This is a genomic window from Streptomyces hypolithicus (assembly GCF_052934925.1).
The window spans coordinates 3664150-3686640 of record NZ_CM128811.1 but is presented as its reverse complement, the minus strand read 5'-3'; the positions used below and the strand labels follow the sequence as shown (position 1 = coordinate 3686640).

Genomic DNA, 22491 nt, shown 5'->3' with positions numbered 1-22491 from the left:
TCCTCCATGGCCACCCTGCGCGGCCTTGCGTCAAGGGTAATGGGAAAGCAAAAGGAACACCCTAGTGCCAGGGGAGGATCTTTCCTCGACCTTGACGCCGACGGTACGCCAAGGACCGGCCCCGCGGCTCACGCTCGCGCGAGGGTTCCGGCTCGTGCTCAGGGTCACAATTCGCGCCTTCCCGGCGTGGCGCTCCCTGAGCTAACCTTTGTCGAATTTGCCGTAAGGCAATGGTTCAGGGTTTCAAGAGGCTTCGCGCCTCGGTTTCACTTGATCGGAACGAGGATGGACATGACCGGCACAAGCGTCGAGAACTCGCGCCCCGCCACGCGCGGCAGGGGTTCGCGAGGCGTCGGCAAGGTCGGCGAGCCGGAGCTGCGCCAGCTGCTGGCGGGGCTGACGGCGGTCCGTGACGGTGATTTCGGCACCCGGCTGCCGGACGAGGCCGACGGCCTGCTCGGAGAGATCGCCACCGTCTTCAACGGCATGGTCGACCAGCTCTCACTGTTCACCTCCGAGGTGACCCGGGTGGCCCGCGAAGTGGGTACGGAAGGGACGCTGGGCGGCCAGGCGGAGGTGCCCGGCGTATCCGGCACCTGGGCGGATCTCACCGACTCGGTGAACGCGATGGCGGGGAACCTCACCACCCAGGTCCGTGACATCGCCCAGGTGGCCACGGCCGTGGCCAAGGGCGACCTGTCGCAGCAGATCGACGTGGACGCGCGCGGCGAGATCCTGGAGCTGAAGAACACCGTCAACACGATGGTCGACCAGCTGTCGTCGTTCGCCGCCGAGGTCACCAGGGTGGCGCGCGAGGTCGGGAGCGAGGGCCGGCTCGGCGGCCAGGCGGAGGTGCCGGGCGTCGGCGGGGTATGGCGGGACCTGACCGACTCGGTCAACTTCATGGCCGGCAACCTCACCGACCAGGTGCGCAACATCGCCCAGGTCACCACCGCGGTCGCCAAGGGCGACCTCTCCCAGAAGATCACTGTGGACGCCCGCGGCGAGATCCTCGAACTCAAGAACACCATCAACACGATGGTCGACCAGCTCTCCTCCTTCGCCGACGAAGTCACCCGCATGGCGCGCGATGTGGGCACCGAGGGACGGCTGGGCGGTCAGGCCGACGTCAAGGGCGTCTCCGGTACCTGGCGGGACCTGACCGACTCGGTCAACTTCATGGCCGGCAACCTCACCGCGCAGGTCCGGTCGATCGCCCAGGTGGCCACCGCGGTCGCCAAGGGCGACCTCTCGCAGAAGATCACCGTGGACGCCCGCGGCGAGATCCTCGAACTCAAGAACACCATCAACACGATGGTCGACCAGCTCTCCTCCTTCGCCGACGAAGTCACCCGGGTGGCCCGGGAAGTCGGTACCGAGGGGCGGCTCGGCGGTCAGGCCGACGTCAAGGGCGTCTCCGGTACGTGGAAGGACCTCACCGAGTCCGTCAACGTCATGGGCGACAACCTCACGGCGCAGGTGCGCTCCATCGCCCAGGTCACCACCGCCGTGGCGCAGGGCGACCTCTCCCAGAAGATCCGGGTGGACGCGCGCGGGGAGATCCTGGAGCTGAAGGAGACCATCAACACGATGGTCGACCAGCTCTCCGCGTTCGCCGACGAGGTCACCCGCGTGGCCCGCGAAGTGGGCACCGAGGGCAACCTGGGAGGCCAGGCGACCGTACGCGGCGTCTCGGGCACCTGGAAGGACCTCACCGACAACGTGAACGTCATGGCCTCCAACCTGACGGGGCAGGTCCGGTCGATCGCCCAGGTGGCCACCGCCGTCGCCAAGGGCGACCTGTCGCAGAAGATCACCGTCGAGGCCGAGGGCGAAGTGGCCGCGCTCGCCGGCGTGATCAACACCATGGTCGACACCCTCTCCGCCTTCGCGGACGAGGTCACCCGCGTGGCCCGGGAAGTCGGTACGGAAGGGCGCCTCGGCGGCCAGGCCCGCGTCCCGAACGTCGCCGGCACGTGGAAGGACCTGACCGACAACGTCAACTCGATGGCGAACAACCTGACCGGGCAGGTCCGCAACATCGCCCAGGTCACCACGGCCGTCGCCAACGGTGATCTCTCCAAGAAGATCGACGTGGACGCCCGCGGGGAGATCCTCGAACTCAAGACCACCATCAACACGATGGTCGCCCAGCTCTCCTCGTTCGCCGCCGAGGTCACCCGCGTGGCCCGGGAGGTCGGCAGCGAGGGCCGGCTCGGGGGCCAGGCCGAGGTCGAAGGTGTCTCGGGCACCTGGAAGCGGCTCACGGAGAACGTCAATGAGCTGGCCGGCAACCTGACCCGGCAGGTCCGGGCGATCGCCGAGGTCACCAGCGCGGTGGCGGAGGGCGACCTGACCCGGTCCATCACGGTGGACGCGTCCGGCGAGGTCGCCGAGCTCAAGGACAACATCAACTCGATGGTGGAGTCCCTGCGTGAGACGACCAGGACCAACCAGGACCAGGACTGGCTGAAGTCGAACCTGGCCAAGATTTCCGGTCTGATGCAGGGCCATCGCGACCTGTCGGTGGTGGCCGAACTCATCATGGACGAGCTGACTCCTCTGGTGTCCGCCCAGTACGGCGCCTTCTACCTCACCGATGAAAGTGACCGGGGCACGGAGCTGCGGCCGATCGGCTTCTACGGCCGCCCCGCCGGCAGCGCGGAAGCCGCTCGTTTCCAGCTCGGCGAGTCACTGGTGGGCCAGGCCGCGCGCAGCCGCCGGACCATCGCCGCCGACGGGGTGCCGGGCGACTACGTCACGCTGTCCTCCGGGCTCGGCCAGAGCGCGCCGGGCAGTCTGATGGTGCTCCCCATCGTGGTCGAGGACCAGGTGCTCGGCGTCATCGAGCTGGCCTCGTTCACCAGCTTCACGCAGGTCCATCAGGACTTCCTCGGGCAGCTCATGGAAACGGTGGGCGTCAACGTCAACACCATCGTCGCCAACGCCCGTACCGACGAACTGCTCGGCGAGTCCCAGCGACTGGCCGCCGAACTCCAGGCCCGCTCGGAGGAACTCCAGGTCCAGCAGGAGGAGCTGCAGAAGTCGAACGCGGAACTGGAGGAGAAGGCCGCACTGCTGGCCTCCCAGAACCGCGACATCGAGACGAAGAACCTGGAGATCGAGCAGGCCAGGCAGGAGCTGGAGGACCGCGCCCAGCAGCTGTCCCTCGCCTCGAAGTACAAGTCGGAGTTCCTCGCCAACATGAGCCATGAGCTGCGCACGCCGCTCAACAGCCTGCTCATCCTCGCCCAGCTGCTGGCGCAGAACCCCAGCCGTAACCTCACACCGAAGCAGGTGGAGTACGCGGGGATCATCCACTCGGCCGGGTCCGACCTGCTTCAGCTGATCAACGACATCCTCGACCTGTCGAAGGTCGAAGCGGGCAAGATGGACATCAACCCGGAGAGGGTCTCGCTGCGCAGGCTCCTGGACTACGTCGAGGCCACGTTCCGGCCGATGACCACCCAGAAGAGCCTGGACTTCAGCATCAGCACGGCTCCCGGTGTGACCGTCGACCTGCTCACCGACGACTCACGGCTGCGCCAGGTGCTGCGCAACCTGCTGTCGAACGCCGTCAAGTTCACCGAACGCGGCAGTGTCGAGCTGCGGATCGAACCGGCGACCGAGAACGAGCTGCCCGAGACGGCGCGCAGGGCCGGGCCCGCGGTGGCCTTCCGCGTCAAGGACACCGGGATCGGCATCGCCAAGGAGCAGCTGGAATCCGTGTTCGGGGCCTTCCAGCAGGCGGACGGCACCACGAGCCGCAAGTACGGAGGCACCGGGCTCGGCCTGTCCATCAGCCGGGAGATCGCCTACTTGCTCGGCGGCTCCGTGACCGCCGAAAGCATCCCCGGCCAGGGCAGCACCTTCACCCTGTACCTGCCGGTGACGCGCCCCGGTTACGAGGAGTTCGCCGCGGACGCCCAGAGCGCGGAGCCCGGTGGAGCGCGGCTCGAGTCCGCCGAAACCGCCGCCCGCCGGGCACCGGCCGCGGTCCCGGCGCTGCCGCAGCAGAAGCGACGGCTGCTGGTGATCGAGGAGCGCAACCGGGGGCTGCTGTCCCTGGTCGCCGAGAGCGCGGTGGCCGACCTCGCCGGAAGCCGGGACCTGGCCGATCCGCGCGACGCCGTGGAGGTCGTCAACGCCGTCGGAGCGCGCGGCGCCGCCGCCGCTCTCGCAGCGGAGCCCTGCCACTGTGTCGTACTCGACCTGGACATGCCCGACGGTGAGGCGCTGAACTTCCTCGACGCCATGGACGGTGACGCGGGCCTGCACACGGTGCCCGTGCTGGCGCACAACAACCGGCGCATGAACCCGGCCGACGAGCAGGCACTGCAGGCCCGCGCCGACTCCAAACCGCTGGAACTGCTCTCCAGCCTGGACGAGCTGCGCGAACGCATCGCCCTGCACCTGTCCGCCGAGCAGCCGGGCGACGTACTGCCGCTGGTACGGCCGGAGGAAGCCAGACAGCCCGCTCCGCGGCGCCCCGACCTCGCGCTGGCGGGCCGTACGGTGCTGGTCGTCGACGACGACGCCCGTAACCTCTACGCCCTCAGCGGCATCCTGGAACTGCACGGCATCCACGTCCTGCACGCCGAGAACGGCCTGCGGAGCGTCGAGACGCTGGCCGCGCACCCCGAGATCGACCTGATCCTCATGGACGTGATGATGCCGGAGATGGACGGCTACACGGCCACGTCGGAGATCCGGCGCATGCAGGCCCACGCGGAGCTGCCCATCATCGCCGTCACAGCCAAGGCGATGCCGGGAGACCGGGAGAAGAGTCTCGACTCCGGAGCCAGCGACTACGTGGCCAAACCGGTGGACGCCGACGACCTCATGGCCCGCATCGGACGCTGGCTGAACGTGTGACCGGCAGCCGCCGCCACCGGCCTCGTCCAGCGCGTCCGCGCACCGCCCGTCCCGCGAAGGAGCAGCACCACCGTGCACAGCACTCAGCAGTCCGATGAGCCCGTGCCGCCCGTGCGGGGCGTGCGGGGCGACGGGCCGCTGAGCGCTGCCGCCAGGCAGGACGACCGCCCGACCGCGATCGGCCGGCTGGCCGCCACCGTGGAACGGCTGCGCCGGGAAGTCAGGGCGGCCCACGCCGCCGCCGACGGCCGCGCACTGATCGAGCTGGCCAAGGGGGTCCTGGTCGAGCGACTGCACTGCGGTCCCGCCGAGGCGGGCAGCCAGCTCGACCTGCTGGCCGAACAGACCGGCCTGTCCACCCTGGAGCTGGCGGCCGACATCATCAATCAGGCGGCCCAGGACCGCCTCGCCGAAGTGGCCGTGGGCTTCCTCGGCCACGCCGGAAGCCCCGGCGAGGAGGCGGGCGACCGGGCCACCCCTGCCGTCGCGGCGCGGCTGCGCACCGCCGAGAGCGGGGCGCTGGCCGCGGACGACACGCAGTCGGTGGCCGAATCCCTCCTGCAGCACGCACTCGCACCGCTGGGCGCGACCGGCGTCGCCATCTGGGCCGCGGGCCACGACGCCTCGCTCACTCTCGCGGGCAACGCCGGTTTCACCGCCGAGGAGGCCGCCCGCTGGCGCTACGTGCCGCCCGGCGTGGCGACCCTCGCCCGGCGCGCGCTGACCGAACGCCGAACGGTGTGGGTACGGGCGCTCTCCGAGGCCGGTGTTCCCTCCCTGGGCAGCCGGCAGCCGGTGGACGGCGGCCGGGCGGCGGTGCCCGCGGGCACCGGTGGCCGGATTCTGGGCGTACTGGAGATCAGCTGGCCGCACGCTCTCGCGCCCCAGCCCGCCCGTATCCAGCGCCAGATCGAAGCGCTGGCGGAACTCTGCGCCCACACCCTGGAAACCCGCCCGGCACAGAGCTTCGAGGCCGCTTTCGCCGCACCGGGGCAGGACGTCTCGGAACTGACCGACCTGGCTGAGGCGCTGCACGATCCGGCGCTGGTCCTGCTCCCGCACCTGGACGCCGACGGCAGCCTCACCGACTTCCGGATCCACCACACCAACCGGCACTTCAACGATCCGGCCGGCCGCCCGCACCATGCCATCAACGGCGCCTTGGTTCTGGAGGCGTACCCCATGGCGGCCGGCGACGGCGGTCTGTTCGAGAGAGTCGAGCGGGTCTACGCCACCGGTGAACCGTTTCGCACCGACCGCATGAAGCTGACCGCGCTGGTCGATCAGGTACCGCTCGCGGCTGTGGCCGACATCAGCATCAGCCGTCACGGAGGCAGCGTCCTGCTGCTGTGGCGGATGGAGGACGAGGCGGCCCGCCTCGCCAACCTCTTGCAGCACGCCCAGCGCCTCGGGCGGATCGGCGGGTTCGAGGAGAACACGGCGACCGCCGAAGTGACTTGGAACGGGCAGCTGTTCGCGCTGCACGGCCTTCCCCCCACCGCCGCCCCCATTCCCCTGGAGAAGCTGCCCGCGCACGCCCATCCCGACGACGCGGTCGCCATCGGACGTTTCCTGCGCTCGCTGTTCCACAACCGGCGCGCCGCTTCGACGGCCTTCCGGCTCCAGCGTCCCGACGGCATCACCCGGCAGGTCCGCGTCGTCGCCGAACCGGTGCTCGACGCCGACCAGCGGCTGCTCGCGGTCAGGGGTGCCTTCCAGGACATCTCCGCGCAGCACTGGACCGAGGTCGCGCTGGCCGCCACGCGCGACCAACTCGCGCACACCGTGGCGGAGTCGGCCGAGCACAACCGGCTGGCCCTGCAACTCCAGCACGCCATCATGCCGCCCGCACAAGCACCGCTCGACGCTCTGGGACTGCGGGTGGCCGTGCGCTACCGGCCGGCGGAGACCGATCATCTCGTCGGCGGGGACTGGTACGACGCCGTCGTCCTGCCCTCCAAGCAGATCCTGCTGTGCGTCGGAGACATCGCCGGCCACGGCATAGAAGCGGCCACCAGCATGATCGTGCTCCGCAACGCGCTGCGCGGCCTGGCTGTCACCGGCGCCGGGCCCGCGCAGCTGCTGACGTGGCTCAACTTCGTGACCCACCACCTCACCGAGCAGGTCACCGCCACCGCCGTCTGCGGCATCTACGACCCCGAGAGCCGCACCCTGCGCTGGGCCCGCGCGGGCCATCTGCCGCCCGTGCTGGTACGCGGCCGGAAAGCCACCCTGCTGCCCTCGATCGGCGGCATCCTTCTCGGCGCGGTCGCGGAGGCCGAGTACGAGGAGGGGGAAGTGCAGCTCACGGGGGAGGACACGCTGCTCATGTACACCGACGGGCTCGTCGAACGCAAGGACCACCCGCTGGAGGAGTCGCTGCGGAACCTCACCACCACCGCGGAGGCCGCCACCACGACCCTGGACCAGAGACTGGACCGCCTGCTCACCCACAGCAAGGCGGACACGGACGACGACACCTGCATCATCGGCGTCCAGGTGATGTAGGGCCGGCTCGGGTCACGTTCAGGGCACGCGCGGGCCGGCGGAACCCGCCGCCGTACCTGCCGCTGGTGCCCGGAGCCGGACTTGAACCGGCACGCCCCGAGGGGCAGCGAGGTTTAAGCTCGCCGTGTCTGCATTCCACCATCCGGGCAAGGTGCGCGGCTCCACAATTCGCGGGTCAGAGCCTATCTGGACGCCTCCCCCGAACAGCTGAACACTTGAGCGATGTTGTCTTATTTTATGGGCGCCTGAGGGTGCGTCAGGCCATGCGAGGGGCCGTCGGCACATGCCGGGCACCGTCGGCGGGCGTGGACGGCTGCTTACGAAAATGACGGAAACTCGACTGCCTGTGCACTGTCCGTGCACCTCCCCGGCCTCTTTGCCGGCCACCTTGGCCGCCGCCGTCGGGGCGTCTCAGGGGCGGCGTCATCCCCAAGGAGGACCCGCCGGACACCCCGGTGCGACTCAAGAGGGCCTCGTGAACGGGCACGAGGGCTGATCCCCGGGCCCGGATCGGAAGCGACGATGGTGGAGTCCGTATGAACGTCCCCGACAGGAGTGCCCTCTCGTGACCACCACCACCGCCCACCGCGCCACCGCGGTGGCAGCACGCGCCACGGAACTGTCCAAGGTCTACGGACAGGGGGAGACCCAGGTGGTCGCCCTGGACCGGGTCACCGTGGACTTCCGGCAGGGTGAGTTCACCGCGATCATGGGCCCGTCGGGCTCCGGCAAGTCGACGCTGATGCACTGCGTCGCGGGCCTCGACTCCTTCAGCTCCGGCTCCGTGCGGATCGGCGAGACCGAGCTGGGCACCCTCAAGGACAAGCAGCTCACCCAGCTGCGCCGGGACAAGATCGGTTTCATATTCCAGGCGTTCAACCTGCTGCCGACGCTCACCGCCGCCGAGAACATCACGCTGCCCATGGACATCGCGGGCCGCAAGCCCGACAAGGCGTGGCTGGACCAGGTCATCGCCATGGTCGGCCTGTCCGACCGGCTGCGCCACCGCCCCGCCGAGCTCTCCGGCGGCCAGCAGCAGCGGGTGGCCGTGGCCCGCGCCCTGGCGAGCCGGCCGGAGATCGTCTTCGGTGACGAGCCGACCGGAAACCTGGACTCCCGGTCGGGCGCCGAGGTGCTGGGCTTCCTGCGGAACTCGGTGCGCGAACTGGGGCAGACCGTTGTCATGGTGACCCACGACCCGGCGGCGGCGTCGTACGCGGACCGGGTGATCTTCCTCGCGGACGGCCGGATCGTCGACGAGATGACCGGCCCGACCGCGGACGGCGTGCTGGACCGCATGAAGGAGTTCGACTCCAAGGGCCGCACCAGCTGACCGGCCCATATCAGCCCGTATCAGCCGTACGTCACCCTTCCTCGGCCGAACCCCCACTCCAGGACTGACTCAGACCATGCTCCGTACCGCCCTGCGCAATGTGCTGGCGCACAAAGCCAGGCTGCTGATGACCGTGCTCGCCGTAATGCTCGGCGTGGCCTTCGTCTCCGGCACCCTGGTCTTCACCGACACCCTCTCTTCCGCCTACAGCAACCAGTCGGCGAAGAGCTACAAGAACGTCTCCGTGGCCGTCAACACCTACCCGGACGGCGAAGCCGCCGGCGACGGCGGTTCCAAGGAACAGGGCATCGATGCCCGGACCCTGGAGAAGATCCGGGGGCTTGACGGTGTCGCCTCCGCGACCGGCCGCGTGTCCGGTTTCGCCGGTGTCGCGGACCCCGACGGCAAGCTCATCGGCAACGGCTGGTCCAACACCGGTGCGAACTTCGAGCCCGGCAAGGACGGCAGGGACGCCGCGTACACCTTCACCGACGGCACGGGCCCGGCGAAGGCCGGCGAGATCGCCCTCGACCGGGCCACCGCCGACAAGGGTGAGTACGAGACCGGCGACACCGTGCGGGTCGCGACCAACGGGCCGGTGAAGGAGTACACCCTCTCCGGCGTCTTCACCACCGAGGACGGCCAGGTCAACGCCGGCGGCTCGCTGGTGCTCTTCGACACCCCCGTCGCCCAGCAGCTCTACCTGACGCCGGGCCGGTTCGTCGACGTCAACATCGCGGCCGCCCCGGGCACCTCCGAGCAGCGGCTGCTCGACGAGGTCCGGCCGCTGCTGCCCAAGGGCGCCGACGCGAAGACCGGCGAGCAGCTCGCCGACGAGCAGGCCGAGATGATCGAGCAGGGCATGAGCGCCCTCAACCAGGTGCTGCTGAGCTTCGCCGCGATAGCGCTCTTCGTCGGCATCTTCCTGATCTCCAACACCTTCACCATGCTGGTCGCCCAGCGCACCAAGGAACTGGCGCTGATGCGCGCCGTCGGCGCCTCCCGCCGTCAGGTCAAGCGCTCGGTGCTGCTCGAAGCCATGGTCGTCGGCGCGCTCGCGTCGGTGGTCGGATTCGCGCTGGGCCTGGGGCTCGCGACCGGGCTGCGCTCCGCGATGTCCATGTTCGGCGCGAAGATGCCGGCCGGTTCGCTGATCGTCTCGCCGACCGCCGCCGCCGCCGCGTTCGCGGTCGGCGTGCTGGTCACGATGCTCGCCGCCTGGCTGCCCGCACGGCGGGCCGCGAAGATCCCGCCGGTGGCGGCGATGAGCAGCGTGCACGCCGTGGCGACCACGAAGTCGCTGGTCGTACGGAACTCCATCGGCGGCGTCGTGACGCTGCTGGGCGCGGCGGGCATCCTCGGCGGCGCGGCCGTCGGCAAGGACGGCCGGATGCTGATCGGCGCCGGTGCGTTCTTCGCGCTGATCGGCGTCATTGTGCTGATCCCGCTGCTGTCGCGGCCGGTGATCGCCCTGGTACGCCCCCTGATCAGCAAGCTCTTCGGGGTGTCGGGCACGCTGGCCGGCCAGAACGCGGTGCGCAATCCGCGGCGTACCGGAGCCACCGCGTCCGCGCTGGCGATCGGCCTGACGCTGGTCACCGGCCTTTCGGTGCTCGGCGTGACCATGGGCCGGGCCGTGGACAGGATGACCACGGACAACGTCAAGGCCGACTACATGTTCTCGATGGCGGGCGGCGGCTCGCTGGACAAGTCGGCGCTCAGCGCGCTGGAGAAGGCGCCGGGCGTGTCCGCGGTCTCCCCACAGACCGCTGCCGACTTCCAGCTGGGCGGCGACTACTCCTCGGCGTCCGGGGTCACCCCCGGCGACATCGAGCGGGTCATCAACGTCGAGCGGGTCTCCGGTTCGCTGGACTCGCTCGCCGAGGGCCGGATCGCGGTCGACGAGGCGACCGCGAAGAGCCGCGGCTACAAGGTCGGCGACAGCGTCCCGGTGGAGTTCGCCGACGGCAAGAAGTCGAAGGTGACGGTCGGGGCGACGTACAAGGGCAACGAGTTCCTCTCGCCGGTCCTCATCGACCAGAAGACGGTGGTCGCGCACGAGGCCAAGCCGTACATCCGGGAGATCTGGGTGAAGACGGACGGCGGCGCGAGCGCGGCGAACGAGAAGGCGCTGGTGGACGCGCTGGGGCAGAACCCGGCGATCAGCGCGCTGGACCAGCAGGACATCCGCAACCAGTTCGGTGGCATGATCAACACGATGCTGAACATCATGTACGGCCTGCTGGGCATGGCCCTGCTGATCGCGGTGCTCGGTGTCATCAACACCCTGGCGATGTCCGTCTTCGAGCGCCAGCAGGAGATCGGCATGCTGCGGGCCATCGGCTTGGACCGGGGCAAGGTCAAGACGATGATCCGGCTGGAGGCGGTGGTCATCTCGCTCTTCGGCGCGGTGATCGGCGTCGGACTCGGCACGTTCCTCGGCTGGGCCATCGGGCAGACGGTCAAGGACCAGGTGCCGGGTTACGCCCTGGTCCTGCCGTGGGACCGGATCGGCCTCTTCCTGCTGCTGGCCGCGGTGGTGGGCGTACTGGCCGCGATGTGGCCGGCGCGCAGCGCGGCGAAGCTGAACATGCTGGCGGCGATCAAGGCGGAGTAACGGGGCGGCGGCATACGCACCCCCACGGCCCGGCCCCCACCGAACCACTCGGCGGGGGCCGGGCCTTCCGCTTAGTGCTTCGGTGGCCCGGCCCGCCGGCCTTCCGTGGCCTTCCGTACCGCGCTGCGGTACGCCGAAGGGGCCGCCCGCACCACGGATGGCGGGCGGCCCCTTCGGGCTGCGCTGTGCTTCCGGTTACCGCTTCACAGCGGCCCGCAGGGCGTCCCGTGTCAGGACGCCTTGGCCTTCTCGCCCTCGGCGGGAACGCTCGCGGACGCCTTGGCGGCCGCGAGCGGCGCCGGCTTGGCGGCCTCGTAGAACTCCTCGCGCGGAGTCTCCATGGCGCCGAGCGAGACGACCTCGCGCTTGAGGAACATCGCGAGCGTCCAGTCGGCGACGACGCGGATCTTGCGGTTCCAGGTGGGCACGGCCAGACCGTGGTAACCACGGTGCATGTACCAGGCGAGGCGGCCCTTGAGCTTGATCTTCACCTTGCCCATGACGATCATCGCGACGCCCTTGTGCAGACCGAGACCCGCGACCGCGCCCTTGTTGGCGTGGCTGTACTCCGACTGCGGGAAGCCGCGCATCCCGGAGATGACGTTGTCGCCGAGGACCTTGGCCTGGCGCAGCGCGTGCTGGGCGTTCGGCGGGCACCAGGCGTTCTCGACGCCGGCCTTGCGGGCGGCGGCGTCCGGCACCTGGGCGTTGTCGCCCGCGGCCCAGATGTAGTCCGAGCCCTGCACCTGGAGCGTCGTCTGCGTGTCCACGTGACCGCGCGGGCCGAGCGGCAGGCCGTAACGGGCGAGCGCCGGGTTCGGCTTCACGCCGGCCGTCCACACGATCGTGCTGGAGTCGACCGCGAGGCCGTTGTTCAGCACCACGTGGCCGTCCACGCAGGAGTCCATGCCGGTCTTGAGGTAGACCTCGATGCCCCGGCTCTCCAGGTGCTCGCGGCCCCACTTGCCGAGCTCGGGCCCGACCTCGGGGAGGATCTTGTCGGCCACGTCGACCAGCAGGAAGCGCATGTCCTCGCGCTTGACGCTGGAGTAGTACTTGGCCGCGTCGCGGGCCATGTCCTCGACCTCGCCGATGGTCTCGGCGCCGGCGAAGCCGCCACCCACGAAGACGAACGTGAGCGCCTTGCGGCGGACGTCCTCGTCGGTCGTGGAGTCGGCCTTGTCGAGCTGCTCAAGGACGTGGTTGCGCAGGCCGATGGCCTCCTCGACGCCCTTCATACCGATGCCCTGTTCGGCCAGGCCGGGGATCGGGAAGGTGCGGGAGACCGCGCCGAGCGCGACGACCAGGTAGTCGAAGGGCAGCTCGTACGCCTCGCCGACCAGCGGCGAGATCGTGGCGACCTTGCGGTCCTGATCGATGGTCGTGACCCGACCGGTGAGCACCTCGGCCTTGGGCAGGACGCGTCGCAGCGGTACGACGACGTGCCTCGGCGAGATGCTGCCGGCGGCGGCTTCGGGGAGGAAGGGCTGGTACGTCATGTACGAGCGCGGGTCGACGACCGTGACGGTCGCTTCCGCGTAACGCATCTTCTTGAGAATGCGTCGAGCTGCGTACAGGCCTACGTACCCACCGCCTACTACGAGGATCCTGGGACGCTCCGTGGTGCTCATGCCATCGAGTATCCACCCGTCCAGGGGGGTGGCTCGTGAGCCCCTTCACAAGCTCTTCGGCACCTTCTGCTACACTCCGCCGCCCACGTGATCGAGGTCATGACGTCGCGGGGGAACCACGGTGTGCGGCGGGACGTTGGAAACCCCTCGTGAGCTGCTGGCACAGGCGGTTTCGGGGGGTGTACCACTGGCCGGTCCGGCCCCGACGCAAGGCGCCGGGGCCGGTCCGAAATGGGAGCGCCTGAGGCGAGTTGGCCACCCTGAATGGCCCCGGACCCCCGGCAGAGCACCGATCGGCGGCCCAGCAGGCCCTATTCCTTGTGAAGAACTTCACGAAGTTCGTTCGCGGCGTCCGGGCGAGGGCTCGCCTCAGGCGATGCCGCCGAGGATCGCCTCCAAAGCGTCACTCACTTCCCCGAGCACGTGTACACAGCCGTGCGTACACTTCCCTTATGGCTGAGAGCACTGTGACTGTACGGGAAGCCCGCGCACACCTGGCGGACCACATCAATCGTGCCGAGGAGGGCACGCCTACGGTGATCACCCGCAACGGCCAGCCCGTCGCGGCCGTGGTGCCGATCGCGGACTTCGACGCGCTGGAGCAGGCAGCCGACGTGCTGCTGGCCCGAGAGGCGGAAGCGGTTTTGGCCCAGGGCGGCCCGACGGTGACTATGGCCGGGCTGCTGGCAGATTTGTTCGCCGAGCGCACCGAAGACGTAGCGTGAAGTACGCCTTCCGGTTCACCACAGCGGCACAGCGGCAGCTTCGAGCCATCGACCGGCCCGCCGCCATGCGCATCCTTGCCGCGCTGACCGCGCTCGGCGACGATCCGTACCGCGAGGACGCCGACACGAAGAAGCTCACCGGCCCATCGGGCCTCTATCGGCTCCGGGTCGGCAACTACCGGGTCGCCTACCAGGTCGAAGACGGCGAGCTCCTCATCCTCGTCGTCAAGGTGGGCGACCGGCGCGACGTCTGCCGCAACATCTGAGACCAGGCGGCCCGGAGCGCGCGGCTCCGGGCCGCCTCCACAGCCGGAGGGTCACTCCTCGTCGAGTGCGGCATGCCAAGCGATTCCGTCCAGAATGTCGTGCTCGCTCACCACGACTTCCCGGGCCCCGGTCCGCTCCATGATCTCCAGGAGTACGAGCCCGCCCGGCCCGATCACGTCCACCCGGCCTGGGTGCATCACGGGGATCGCGGCCCGCTCGGCATGCGTCGCCACCAGCAGGCCGCCGACGATCTCCTCGACCCGCTCGCGGGAGATCCGTGAGTGGTGGATCGCCGCCGAGTCGTACGCGTCGAGGCCCAGCGCGATCGCGGCCACGGTCGTCACCGAACCCGCCAGCCCGACCAGGGTGTGCGCCGCGCGCAGCGGCACCGTCTCCTCGGCCAGGTCGAGCGCGGCCCGGATGTCGGCCCGTATGGCGGCGATCTGGCCTGTCGTGGGCGGGTCGGAGACGACGCCGTCCCGCACCAGGTGGCGCTCGGTCATCCGTACACAGCCGATGTCGACGGAGCGGGAGGCGTGCACCCGGTCCTCGCCCACGACGAACTCGGTGGAGCCGCCGCCGATGTCCACGACGAGGTAGGGGCCCGTCAGGTCGTCGCGGCCCGACAGCTCCCGTGTGGCACCGGTGAAGGAGAGCTCGGCCTCCTGCTCGCCGGTGATCACCTCGGGCTGGACGCCCAGGATGCCGAGGACTCCGCGGACGAACTCGTCCCGGTTCTCGGCGTCGCGGGACGCAGAGGTGGCGACGAACCTGATCTTCTCGGCGCCGTGCGCCTTGATGACGTCGGCGTACTCCCGGCAGGCGGCGAAGGTACGTTCCAACGCCTCGGGGGCGAGGCGGCCGGTGCGGTCCACGCCCTGGCCGAGGCGGACGATCTGCATCCGCCGGTCGAGCTCGACGAGTTCGCCGGCGGCCGCTCCCTCGCCCGAGGCGCTGTCGGAGGCGCCGTCGGGCACCGTCGCGTCCGCGACGAGCAGCCGGATGGAGTTCGTACCGCAGTCGACGGCGGCGACGCGGGTCACTTGGCGTCCTCCTGAGCGGTCACGGTCTGGCCGGTCTGGCCGGCCCGGTCGGCGCACGGCGTCACGCACGCGCCCTTCGCCCACCACTCGGGCAGCAACGCGATCACCTCGTCACCGAACGGGTTCACGCCTGGACCGGCCACCAATGCGTGCCCGACCAGGACATGCAGGCACTTCACCCGGTCCGGCATGCCGCCCGCGCTGGGGAAGCCCTGGAGGACCTCGATCGCGTCGCGGCGCCCGATGTAGTCCTCGTGGGCGGCGCGGTAGGCGGCGGCCAGCTCCGGGTCCTCGGCGAGACGGTCCTGCATCTGCTTCATCAGGCCGGAGCCTTCGAGGGTGCCGATCGCGGAGGCGGCGCGCGGGCAGGTGAGGTAGTACAGCGTCGGGAACGGTGTGCCGTCCTCCAGCCGCGGGGCCGTCTCGACCACGTCCGGCTGCCCGCACGGGCAACGGTGCGCGATGGCGCGCAGCCCACGCGGCGGGCGGCCCAGCTGGAGCTTGAACGCGGCGATGTCCACCTCGGTGGGCTCGGTGCGCGGGGTGGTCGGGGGTGCGGCGTCCATGCGTGCGTACGTGCCTTCGTGTTCGTCGGGTGCGTCGGGTGCGTCGGGTGCGTCGGGTGCGTGGGGGCGGTGGGTGGCTGCGAACAGCGTGTGTGGCTACTGCTGCCTGCGGTCGGCCTGGTCCACGCCGTCCCACAGGTTGGTGTACCAGGGGCGGTCCGCGTCCCCCAGGTCGTCGCGGCGCCGCTCGCGGGCCTCGGGGTCGAAGACGATGAAGCCCGTCTCCCCCGGCCGCACCAGGTGCAGGTGCTCGCGGGCCAGCCGCTCGACGTACGCGTCGTCCTTGAGCCGGGCCTTCTCGTCACGGAGCTCTTCGACGCGCCGGCCGGCCTCCTGCATCCGCCGCTGCTCGTCGGCGATCTCGCCGCGCTGCGACACGTACTGCCGCATCGGGTAGGCAAGCGCCACGATCAGCGAGCACAGGACCAGGACGAGGAGCGCGGCCCGGCCGGTGAGCCGGGAGCGACGGGCCTGACGGCGGGTCTGGGAACGGTAGACGCGGGCGGCGGTCTGCTCGCCGAGCAGCCTGAGCCTGGTCGCTGTGGAGAACCGATCCCGGTCCTTCGCGGCCATGTCCCCGCCTCCCCTTCACGCGCATACGTCCCCGCACACGGTACGGGACCGAGTGCGGGGACGTACGTACGACTGGCTGTGGTGCGGGTGCCGTTAGGCCTTGAAGCGCGGGAACGCGCTGCGGCCCGCGTACACGGCCGCGTCGTCGAGGATCTCCTCGATGCGCAGCAGCTGGTTGTACTTGGCGACGCGCTCGGAGCGGGCCGGGGCGCCGGTCTTGATCTGGCCGCAGTTGGTGGCGACGGCGAGGTCGGCGATGGTGACGTCCTCGGTCTCGCCGGAGCGGTGCGACATCATGCACTTGAAGCCGTTGCGCTGGGCCAGCTCGACGGCGTCCAGGGTCTCGGTCAGCGAACCGATCTGGTTGACCTTGACGAGCAGCGAGTTGGCGGCGCCTTCCTCGATGCCGCGGGCCAGGCGCTCCGGGTTGGTGACGAAGAGGTCGTCGCCGACGATCTGGACCTTGCTGCCCAGCTTGTCGGTGAGGATCTTCCAGCCGGCCCAGTCGTCCTCGAAGAGCGGGTCCTCGATGGAGACGAGCGGGTACGCCGCCACGAGCTCCTCGTAGTACTCCGTCATCTCGGCGGCCGAGCGGGACTTGCCCTCGAACTCGTAGCTGCCGTCCTTGTAGAACTCGGACGCGGCGACGTCGAGCGCGAGCGCGATCTGCTCGCCCGGGACGTAACCGGCCTGCTTGATGGCCTCAAGGATGAGGTCGAGCGCGGCGCGGTTGGAGTCCAGGTTCGGGGCGAAGCCGCCCTCGTCGCCGAGGCCGGTGGACAGGCCCTTGGTCTTCAGGACGGACTTGAGGGTGTGGTAGACCTCCGTGCCCCAGCGCAGGGCCTCGGAGAACGACTCGGCGCCGATCGGCGCGATCATGAACTCCTGGATGTCGACGTTGGAGTCGGCGTGCGACCCACCGTTGAGGATGTTCATCATCGGCACGGGCAGCAGGTGCGCGTTCGGGCCACCCAGGTAGCGGAACAGCGGCAGGTCGCAGGCCTCGGAGGCGGCGTGCGCGACGGCCAGGGAGACGCCGAGGATGGCGTTGGCGCCAAGGGATGCCTTGTTCTCGGTGGCGTCCAGGTCGAACATCGCCTGGTCGATCAGGCGCTGCTCGGTGGCGTCGTAACCGACGAGCTCCGGGCCGATCTGCTCGATGACGGCGAGGACGGCCTTCTCGACACCCTTGCCGTGGTAGCGGCTGGGGTCACCGTCGCGAAGCTCAATGGCCTCGAACGCTCCGGTGGAGGCACCGGAGGGGACAGCAGCACGACCGGTGCTGCCGTCGTCGAGGCCGACCTCGACCTCGACCGTGGGGTTGCCTCGGGAGTCCAGGATTTCCCGGGCTACGACGACGTCGATGGACGGCACGAGCATCTCCTTCTGGGATGTGACGCTAGGGGTGCAGGGTCGCTTTGGCCTTGCGGCAAGAGCCTATCCGGCTTGCGGGCTGCGGCCTGCCGTTCGCTCGCCCGCTGGGACGGGAACGCGCCCGAATACCCGTAATAGGGGATGAACTCTTGGCGGCGCGGCACCGTGCCCGGTCCAAGGACTGGGCGGTAACGGCACCGGGGCGGTAACGCCGAAACCCCGGCCCGGCGCGTTCGGGGGGGAAGGCGCGCCGTGCCGGGGTGCTCGGGGTTCCGGGTCAGCCGATCAGCTGAGGTGCAGCTGCTGGCCCGGGTAGATGACATCGGCGTCGCTGACGATGTCCTTGTTCAGCTCGAAGACCTTCTCCCAGCCGCCCTTGACCTTCTCGGCCTTGGCGATCTTGCCGAGGGTGTCGCCGGACTTCACCTTGTACTCGCCGTCGCCCTTCTCGAAGCTCTTCGGCGCGGCGGGCTGAGCCGTCTCGGCCTTCGGCTGCGCCTTGGGCTGGGCCTCGGGCTGGGCCTCGGGCTCGGAACGGACCTCGCTGCGCGAGGCGGGCTGCTCGGTCTCGCGCGGGGCGGCGGGCTGCTGCTGCGCCGGCTGGGACTTCTGCTCGGAGGAGCCGGAGGTGTCGACACCCGGGTCGACACCGTCGTTGGTCAGGCCGCCTTCACCGGCGCAGGCCCAGGCGCCCGGGCCCTGCATGTCGAGAAGCTTCTCGGCGGTGGCGATCTGCTGCGACTTCGACGCCTTGTCGGCGGTCTGGGCGTACTGCGTGCCACCGGCCGCGGCCCAGCTGGAGGCCGAGAACTGCAGGCCACCGTAGTAGCCGTTGCCGGTGTTGATGGACCAGTTGCCGCCGGACTCGCACTGGGCGACGGCGTCCCAGGTCGAGACGGAGGCTGCGGAAGCGGTCGACGCACCCATCAGCGGGGCGACGACAGCGGCGCCGGTGACGCCGGCGAGCGCGGCGATTCGAGTGGCCTTGGACGGGCGACGGTGCTTGGCCTTGCCGGAAAACAGCATGCGACATCTCCTCACCGACGCCTACGAGGTGAGCTGTCGGGTTCGGGCCAATGAGTTGCCCGGCCGCGCGACCTAGCGCGCGGCTTAACCCCAAGCCGGTTCCGTTCCGTCTCTCGACGGGCCGGGCCCGGCACTTACCTGGGTCCCCCGCTCCTGCCTACGGCGCTTTACGCGTCGGTTCCCCCCGACCGACGGCAGGATTCGGCGTGACGGTCGACGGGGCCCGCGGTGGCGAGCGGTCAGACCGTAGACACAAGAGGTTCCGAAGTTCAAAGAAGGACATGGGGGGCCAACCACCCTTCCTTGCCCCCCTCCGACCCTCATCGACGCAGGTCAGAGGGGGCACAAACGGACCATCCGGGCCAGACACGCCAGTTGAGGCGAAGAGACCCTTGTCTCACTTGCCCCAACCGGGACATTACGGCCCGAAAAACCCCCGATTTCAGCCCAGATCGAGGCTCTGGCCAGGGATGATGAGGTCCGGATCGGACCCAAGGGCCTTGTCGTTGGCCTCGTAGAGCGCCGGCCACCCGCCGGGGACCTCGTGCGCGTCGGCGATGGCCCAGAGGTTGTCGCCGGCGCGGACGGTGTACGCGGCGTTCTCGACGCCCGGAGCGGCTCCGGTGCCGGAGCCGTCACGTGTCGAAGCGTCACCTCGCGAGGCATGGCGCCCCGATTCGCGCTTTTCGCCCGATTCGCCGATTACGTCGCCCGAGCCTTCCGGGGCCTCTTCACCCCGGTGCTTGCCCTTGGAGGAGGCGTCCTGGTCGGCCGGAGCCTCGGAGTCCTCAGCTTCGGCGGCGGGGGCGTCGTCGGACGCGGAGGGCTGGGCCGGTGGCGCGGAGCGGGCGGGCTCGGCGGGCTCTTCCGACGCGTCGCGCTTCGGGGGCTCGTCGCCGTTCTTCTCGGTGCTTTCGGTCCCGTCGGTGCTGTCGGTGCCGTCGCTCTTCTTGGTCTTGCCGTCGGCAGGGGCGTCCGGCGCCTCCGGGGCCCACGTCTCGCCGGGAGACGGGGTGGCGGCCGAGCCGCCTGCGGGGGCAGCCTTGTCACTGTCCGTCAGGCCGGTGATGAGCGCGCAGCTCGGCCACGCCTGCGGCCCCTGCGCGGCCAGTATCTTCTCGGCGATCTTGACCTGCTGCGAGCGGCTGGCGAGGTCGGCGCGCGGAGCGTAGGCCGTACCGCCGTAGCTCGACCAGGTCTCCTGCGAGATCTGGAGTCCGCCGTAGAAGCCGTTGTCGAGGTCGGCGCTCCACATGCCGCCGCTCTCACAATCGGCGACCCGGTCCCAGGTCGTGACCTCGGCAGCGTTCGCGCCGGTCGCGCCGAGCAGCGGAATGGCGATGGCCGATCCCGCGACTCCCGCCGCGACGACGAGGGCTGGGGCCTGACGGGGTCGGCGGTGTCTACCGTTCCCGGAGCGCATGCGGTGGCCTTTCGAGTGACGGCTGAGGTTGACGGTGAACGTAGCCGTACTCGAACGTCTGTCACAAGTCGATGGAGCAGAGATCACGTGAAGGTCTCAAATGTGACGCGTCGTCACTCGCTGTGGTGCGTGAACTCCACCGGCAGCGTGCGCAGTCCGCGCATGATGAGGCCCCCACGCCACCGCAAATCGTCCGGTTCCACCGCAAGCCGCAGATCCGGCAGACGCCGCAGCAGCGTCGCGATCGCCGTCTGCCCTTCCAGTCGGGCGAGGGGGGCGCCGAGGCAGTAGTGGATGCCGTGGCCGTACCCGAGGTGCGGGTTGTCGCGTCGTGAGAGGTCCAGCGTGTCCGGGTCGTCGAAGCGGTCGGGGTCGCGGTCGGCGGCGGCGAGTACGACGAGTACCGGGTCGCCGGCGGCGATGTCCTGCCCGCCGAGGGTGAGTGGCTCGGTGGCGTACCGCCACGTGGCGAGCTCCACCGGGCCGTCGTACCGCAGGAGTTCCTCGACCCCGGTGGCGAGGAGGCCGGTGTCGCCCGCGGAGAGGGCGCGCTGCAGACGGTCGCGTTCACGCGGGTTGCGCAGGAGGGCGTAGACCCCGTTGCCGATGAGGTTGACAGTCGTCTCGAACCCGGCGAAGAGAAGGATGAAGGCCATGGCGGCGGCCTCGTTCTCGGTCAGATGCTCGCCGTGGTCGCTGGCGCGGATCAGGCCCGAGATGAGGTCGTCGCCCGGGGCCTCGCGCTTGCGGTGGATGAGTTCGGCGAGGTAGTCGCGCATCTTCTTGACCGAGCGGGCGACACCGCCACGGGGACCGCTGCCCTGTCCCGGCTTCATGTGTCGCATCATCATTCCCGCCCAGTCGCGGAAGTCGTCCTGGTCCTCGCGGGGCACGCCGAGAAGGTCGCAGATCGCGTAGATGGGGAGTGGGAACGCGAAGTCGTGGATGAGGTCTGCGGTTCCCTTCTCCGCGAACGCGTCGATGAGCCGGTCGGTCAGCTCCTGCACGCGCGGCGCGAACGCGGCCACCGTGCGCGGCGTGAACGCCTTGGAGACCAGGCGCCGCAACCGGGTGTGGTCCGGCGGGTCGATGTTCAGCAGATGCGTCATCAGGTCGGCCTTACGCTCGCCCGGGATGCCCGTTCTGCCCTTGGCGTGCGCCGATCCGGCGTGGTGGGCCGGGTCCTTGGACAGCCGGAGGTCGGCGAGCGCCTGCCGGGCATCGGCGTACCGGGTCACCAGCCACGCGTCGACCCCGCTGGGGAGGGTGGTGCGGTGCACGGGGGCGTGCTCGCGCAACCAGGCGTACGCCGGATAGGGGTCGGTGGCGAACTCCCAGGTGAACAGGTCTGGAGCGGGGGGTACGGGCTGGTCCGGCATGCCCCCGACAGTAGCCGCCGCGCGTTTCTCAGGCCGCGTGAGTGCCTGTCCGGTGATCGAGGAGCGGGCCCCGGCGGCGGGGCGGGGCGCCGGTCACCGGGGCGTTGTCTCCGCCGCCGCTGCCGCCTCCGCCGTCAGGATCGCGTCGCGGTACGCGCGGGCCGCGGCGCGCAGGGCCGCCTCCGGGTCGACACCGGCCGCCTCCGCCCGTACCGCCAGGGCCAGGAGTTCGTAGCCGGCGCCTTCGCCCGTCGGGAGCGTGACGTCCAGGTCCGCGCTCCGTACGCGTGAGGACAGCTTCGCGGCGAGCGCGAGGCCGGGCTGGCCGAGGGGGACGCCGTCCGTGACCGAGTCGCGCTGCTTCTCGACCGCTTTCGTACGCAGCCAGTGCGCCTTGACCTCCTCCGGCGTCTCGGCCGTCTCGTCGCCGAAGACGTGCGGGTGGCGGTGAATGAGCTTGTCGACGATCGTGCCCGCCACGTCGTCGATGGAGAACGGGGCTTCGGCGTCCTCCTGCGCGATGCGCGCGTGGAAGACGACCTGGAGCAGTACGTCGCCGAGTTCCTCCCGTAGCTCGTCGCGGTCGCCGTCCTCGATCGCCTCGACGAGTTCGTACGCCTCCTCGATGCCGTACTTCGCGAGGCCCTTGTGGGTCTGCTGCGAGGACCACGGGCACGCGAGGCGAATGCGGTCCATGACCTGGATCAGGTCGAGCAGGCGGGCGCCCGGCAGGTCGTACGAGCCCGGGAGCAGCTCCAGGTCCGGCATCTGGACCCTGCCGGACCCGGCCAGCCGGGCGAGGCCGTCGGTCAGGGCCTGGTCGCCCGCACCGGAGCCGGCCTCACCCGCAGGGATGACGACGATGGTGCGGTCCCCCGCGCACGCGTCGACCAGCTGCTGCGCGGTCGGCGCCGCGTGCTCGACGGCGACGCCGGCCTCGCGCAGGTACGGCAGCTGCGGGTGCTCCGCGTCGGCGCACAGCACCAGGTCGGCGGTGCGCAGCGTCTGCCAGGCGGGCCAGGACAGCAGGCCGGGGGCCACGCGGTGGCTGGCGGTGAGGAGGACGATGCGGCCGGGGGTGGCGGGGGTGGGTGCGGGAGTTTCGCTGGTCACCCTTCGAAAGTACCCCGGCCGTCCGACAACCGGTCGGG

15 protein-coding genes, 1 tRNA gene and 1 riboswitch are annotated in these 22491 nt (G+C 70.2%); of the genes, 6 read left to right on the top strand and 10 right to left on the bottom strand.

What is annotated here, in order from left to right; translation table 11 throughout:
- The first annotated feature begins 291 nt into the window (after positions 1–291).
- Positions 292–4875, top strand: a complete 4584-nt coding sequence (locus ACU6WZ_RS17420) for a HAMP domain-containing protein (RefSeq protein ID WP_447028968.1) — start codon at positions 292–294, stop codon at positions 4873–4875.
- A gap of 72 nt (positions 4876–4947) precedes the next feature.
- A complete protein-coding gene (locus ACU6WZ_RS17415) occupies positions 4948–7383 on the top strand; it encodes a SpoIIE family protein phosphatase (protein WP_447028967.1) in 2436 nt (811 codons plus the stop codon).
- Positions 7384–7446: 63 nt separating this feature from the next.
- Here the strand turns inward: ACU6WZ_RS17415 and ACU6WZ_RS17410 are convergent.
- Positions 7447–7531, bottom strand: a tRNA-Leu gene (locus ACU6WZ_RS17410).
- A 417-nt stretch (positions 7532–7948) separates the two neighbouring features.
- Here ACU6WZ_RS17410 and ACU6WZ_RS17405 point away from each other — a divergent pair.
- Complete coding sequence (locus tag ACU6WZ_RS17405; protein WP_447028966.1) at positions 7949–8716, top strand: ABC transporter ATP-binding protein; 768 nt, start codon at positions 7949–7951, stop codon at positions 8714–8716.
- A 76-nt stretch (positions 8717–8792) separates the two neighbouring features.
- Positions 8793–11333, top strand: a complete 2541-nt coding sequence (locus ACU6WZ_RS17400) for an ABC transporter permease (protein ID WP_447028965.1) — start codon at positions 8793–8795, stop codon at positions 11331–11333.
- 230 nt (positions 11334–11563) lie between these two features.
- Here the strand turns inward: ACU6WZ_RS17400 and ACU6WZ_RS17395 are convergent, their stop codons facing one another.
- A complete protein-coding gene (locus ACU6WZ_RS17395) occupies positions 11564–12964 on the bottom strand; it encodes an NAD(P)/FAD-dependent oxidoreductase (protein ID WP_447028964.1) in 1401 nt (466 codons plus the stop codon).
- 452 nt (positions 12965–13416) lie between these two features.
- Here ACU6WZ_RS17395 and ACU6WZ_RS17390 point away from each other — a divergent pair, with 452 nt between their 5' ends.
- Together ACU6WZ_RS17390 and ACU6WZ_RS17385 are read left to right on the top strand one after the other, a co-directional pair.
- Complete coding sequence (locus ACU6WZ_RS17390) at positions 13417–13689, top strand: type II toxin-antitoxin system Phd/YefM family antitoxin (protein ID WP_447028963.1); 273 nt, start codon at positions 13417–13419, stop codon at positions 13687–13689.
- Entirely contained in the window at positions 13686–13955 is a 270-nt protein-coding gene (locus ACU6WZ_RS17385) for a type II toxin-antitoxin system RelE family toxin (RefSeq protein ID WP_447028962.1), read from the top strand. Before ACU6WZ_RS17390 ends, ACU6WZ_RS17385 begins: the two co-directional genes overlap by 4 nt.
- Positions 13956–14006: 51 nt before the next feature.
- On the opposite strand, the gene ACU6WZ_RS17380 is transcribed toward ACU6WZ_RS17385, so the two are convergent.
- The 8 genes from ACU6WZ_RS17380 to ACU6WZ_RS17345 all read right to left on the bottom strand — a co-directional run bounded on the left by ACU6WZ_RS17380 (position 14007) and on the right by ACU6WZ_RS17345 (position 22453).
- Entirely contained in the window at positions 14007–14999 is a 993-nt protein-coding gene (locus ACU6WZ_RS17380; protein WP_447028961.1) for a Ppx/GppA phosphatase family protein, read from the bottom strand.
- A complete protein-coding gene (locus tag ACU6WZ_RS17375; protein ID WP_447028960.1) occupies positions 14996–15565 on the bottom strand; it encodes a DUF501 domain-containing protein in 570 nt (189 codons plus the stop codon). The genes ACU6WZ_RS17380 and ACU6WZ_RS17375 overlap by 4 nt, the downstream gene beginning before the upstream one ends.
- A gap of 96 nt (positions 15566–15661) precedes the next feature.
- Positions 15662–16138 carry an FtsB family cell division protein gene (locus tag ACU6WZ_RS17370; protein WP_447028959.1) on the bottom strand — a complete coding sequence of 159 codons (477 nt, stop codon included), beginning with the start codon at positions 16136–16138 and terminating at the stop codon, positions 15662–15664.
- A gap of 93 nt (positions 16139–16231) precedes the next feature.
- Positions 16232–17518, bottom strand: a complete 1287-nt coding sequence (gene eno / locus ACU6WZ_RS17365; protein WP_447028958.1) for a phosphopyruvate hydratase — start codon at positions 17516–17518, stop codon at positions 16232–16234.
- A 279-nt stretch (positions 17519–17797) separates the two neighbouring features.
- Positions 17798–18538 (bottom strand): transglycosylase family protein, encoded by a 741-nt coding sequence (locus ACU6WZ_RS17360; RefSeq protein ID WP_447028957.1) that lies wholly within the window; start codon positions 18536–18538, stop codon positions 17798–17800.
- Between the two features lie 3 nt (positions 18539–18541).
- Positions 18542–18713, bottom strand: a riboswitch (cyclic di-AMP (ydaO/yuaA leader).
- Positions 18714–18980: 267 nt separating this feature from the next.
- Entirely contained in the window at positions 18981–19961 is a 981-nt protein-coding gene (locus tag ACU6WZ_RS17355; protein WP_447028956.1) for a transglycosylase family protein, read from the bottom strand.
- A 113-nt stretch (positions 19962–20074) separates the two neighbouring features.
- Positions 20075–21340, bottom strand: a complete 1266-nt coding sequence (locus ACU6WZ_RS17350; RefSeq protein WP_447028955.1) for a cytochrome P450 family protein — start codon at positions 21338–21340, stop codon at positions 20075–20077.
- 93 nt (positions 21341–21433) lie between these two features.
- Complete coding sequence (locus ACU6WZ_RS17345; protein ID WP_447028954.1) at positions 21434–22453, bottom strand: nucleoside triphosphate pyrophosphohydrolase; 1020 nt, start codon at positions 22451–22453, stop codon at positions 21434–21436.
- Between the last annotated feature and the right edge of the window lie 38 nt (positions 22454–22491).

Excerpts from the sequence above, each read along its gene's own strand:
- ACU6WZ_RS17420 (WP_447028968.1), top strand. The coding sequence starts at position 292 with ATGACCGGCACAAGCGTCGAGAACTCGCGCCCCGCCACGCGCGGCAGG.
- ACU6WZ_RS17400 (WP_447028965.1), top strand. The coding sequence starts at position 8,793 with ATGCTCCGTACCGCCCTGCGCAATGTGCTGGCGCACAAAGCCAGGCTG.
- ACU6WZ_RS17395 (WP_447028964.1), bottom strand. The coding sequence starts at position 12,964 with ATGAGCACCACGGAGCGTCCCAGGATCCTCGTAGTAGGCGGTGGGTAC.
- ACU6WZ_RS17390 (WP_447028963.1), top strand. The coding sequence starts at position 13,417 with ATGGCTGAGAGCACTGTGACTGTACGGGAAGCCCGCGCACACCTGGCG.
- ACU6WZ_RS17375 (WP_447028960.1), bottom strand. The coding sequence starts at position 15,565 with ATGGACGCCGCACCCCCGACCACCCCGCGCACCGAGCCCACCGAGGTG.
- ACU6WZ_RS17370 (WP_447028959.1), bottom strand. The coding sequence starts at position 16,138 with ATGGCCGCGAAGGACCGGGATCGGTTCTCCACAGCGACCAGGCTCAGG.
- eno (WP_447028958.1), bottom strand. The coding sequence starts at position 17,518 with ATGCTCGTGCCGTCCATCGACGTCGTCGTAGCCCGGGAAATCCTGGAC.
- ACU6WZ_RS17360 (WP_447028957.1), bottom strand. The coding sequence starts at position 18,538 with ATGCTGTTTTCCGGCAAGGCCAAGCACCGTCGCCCGTCCAAGGCCACT.
- ACU6WZ_RS17355 (WP_447028956.1), bottom strand. The coding sequence starts at position 19,961 with ATGCGCTCCGGGAACGGTAGACACCGCCGACCCCGTCAGGCCCCAGCC.
- ACU6WZ_RS17350 (WP_447028955.1), bottom strand. The coding sequence starts at position 21,340 with ATGCCGGACCAGCCCGTACCCCCCGCTCCAGACCTGTTCACCTGGGAG.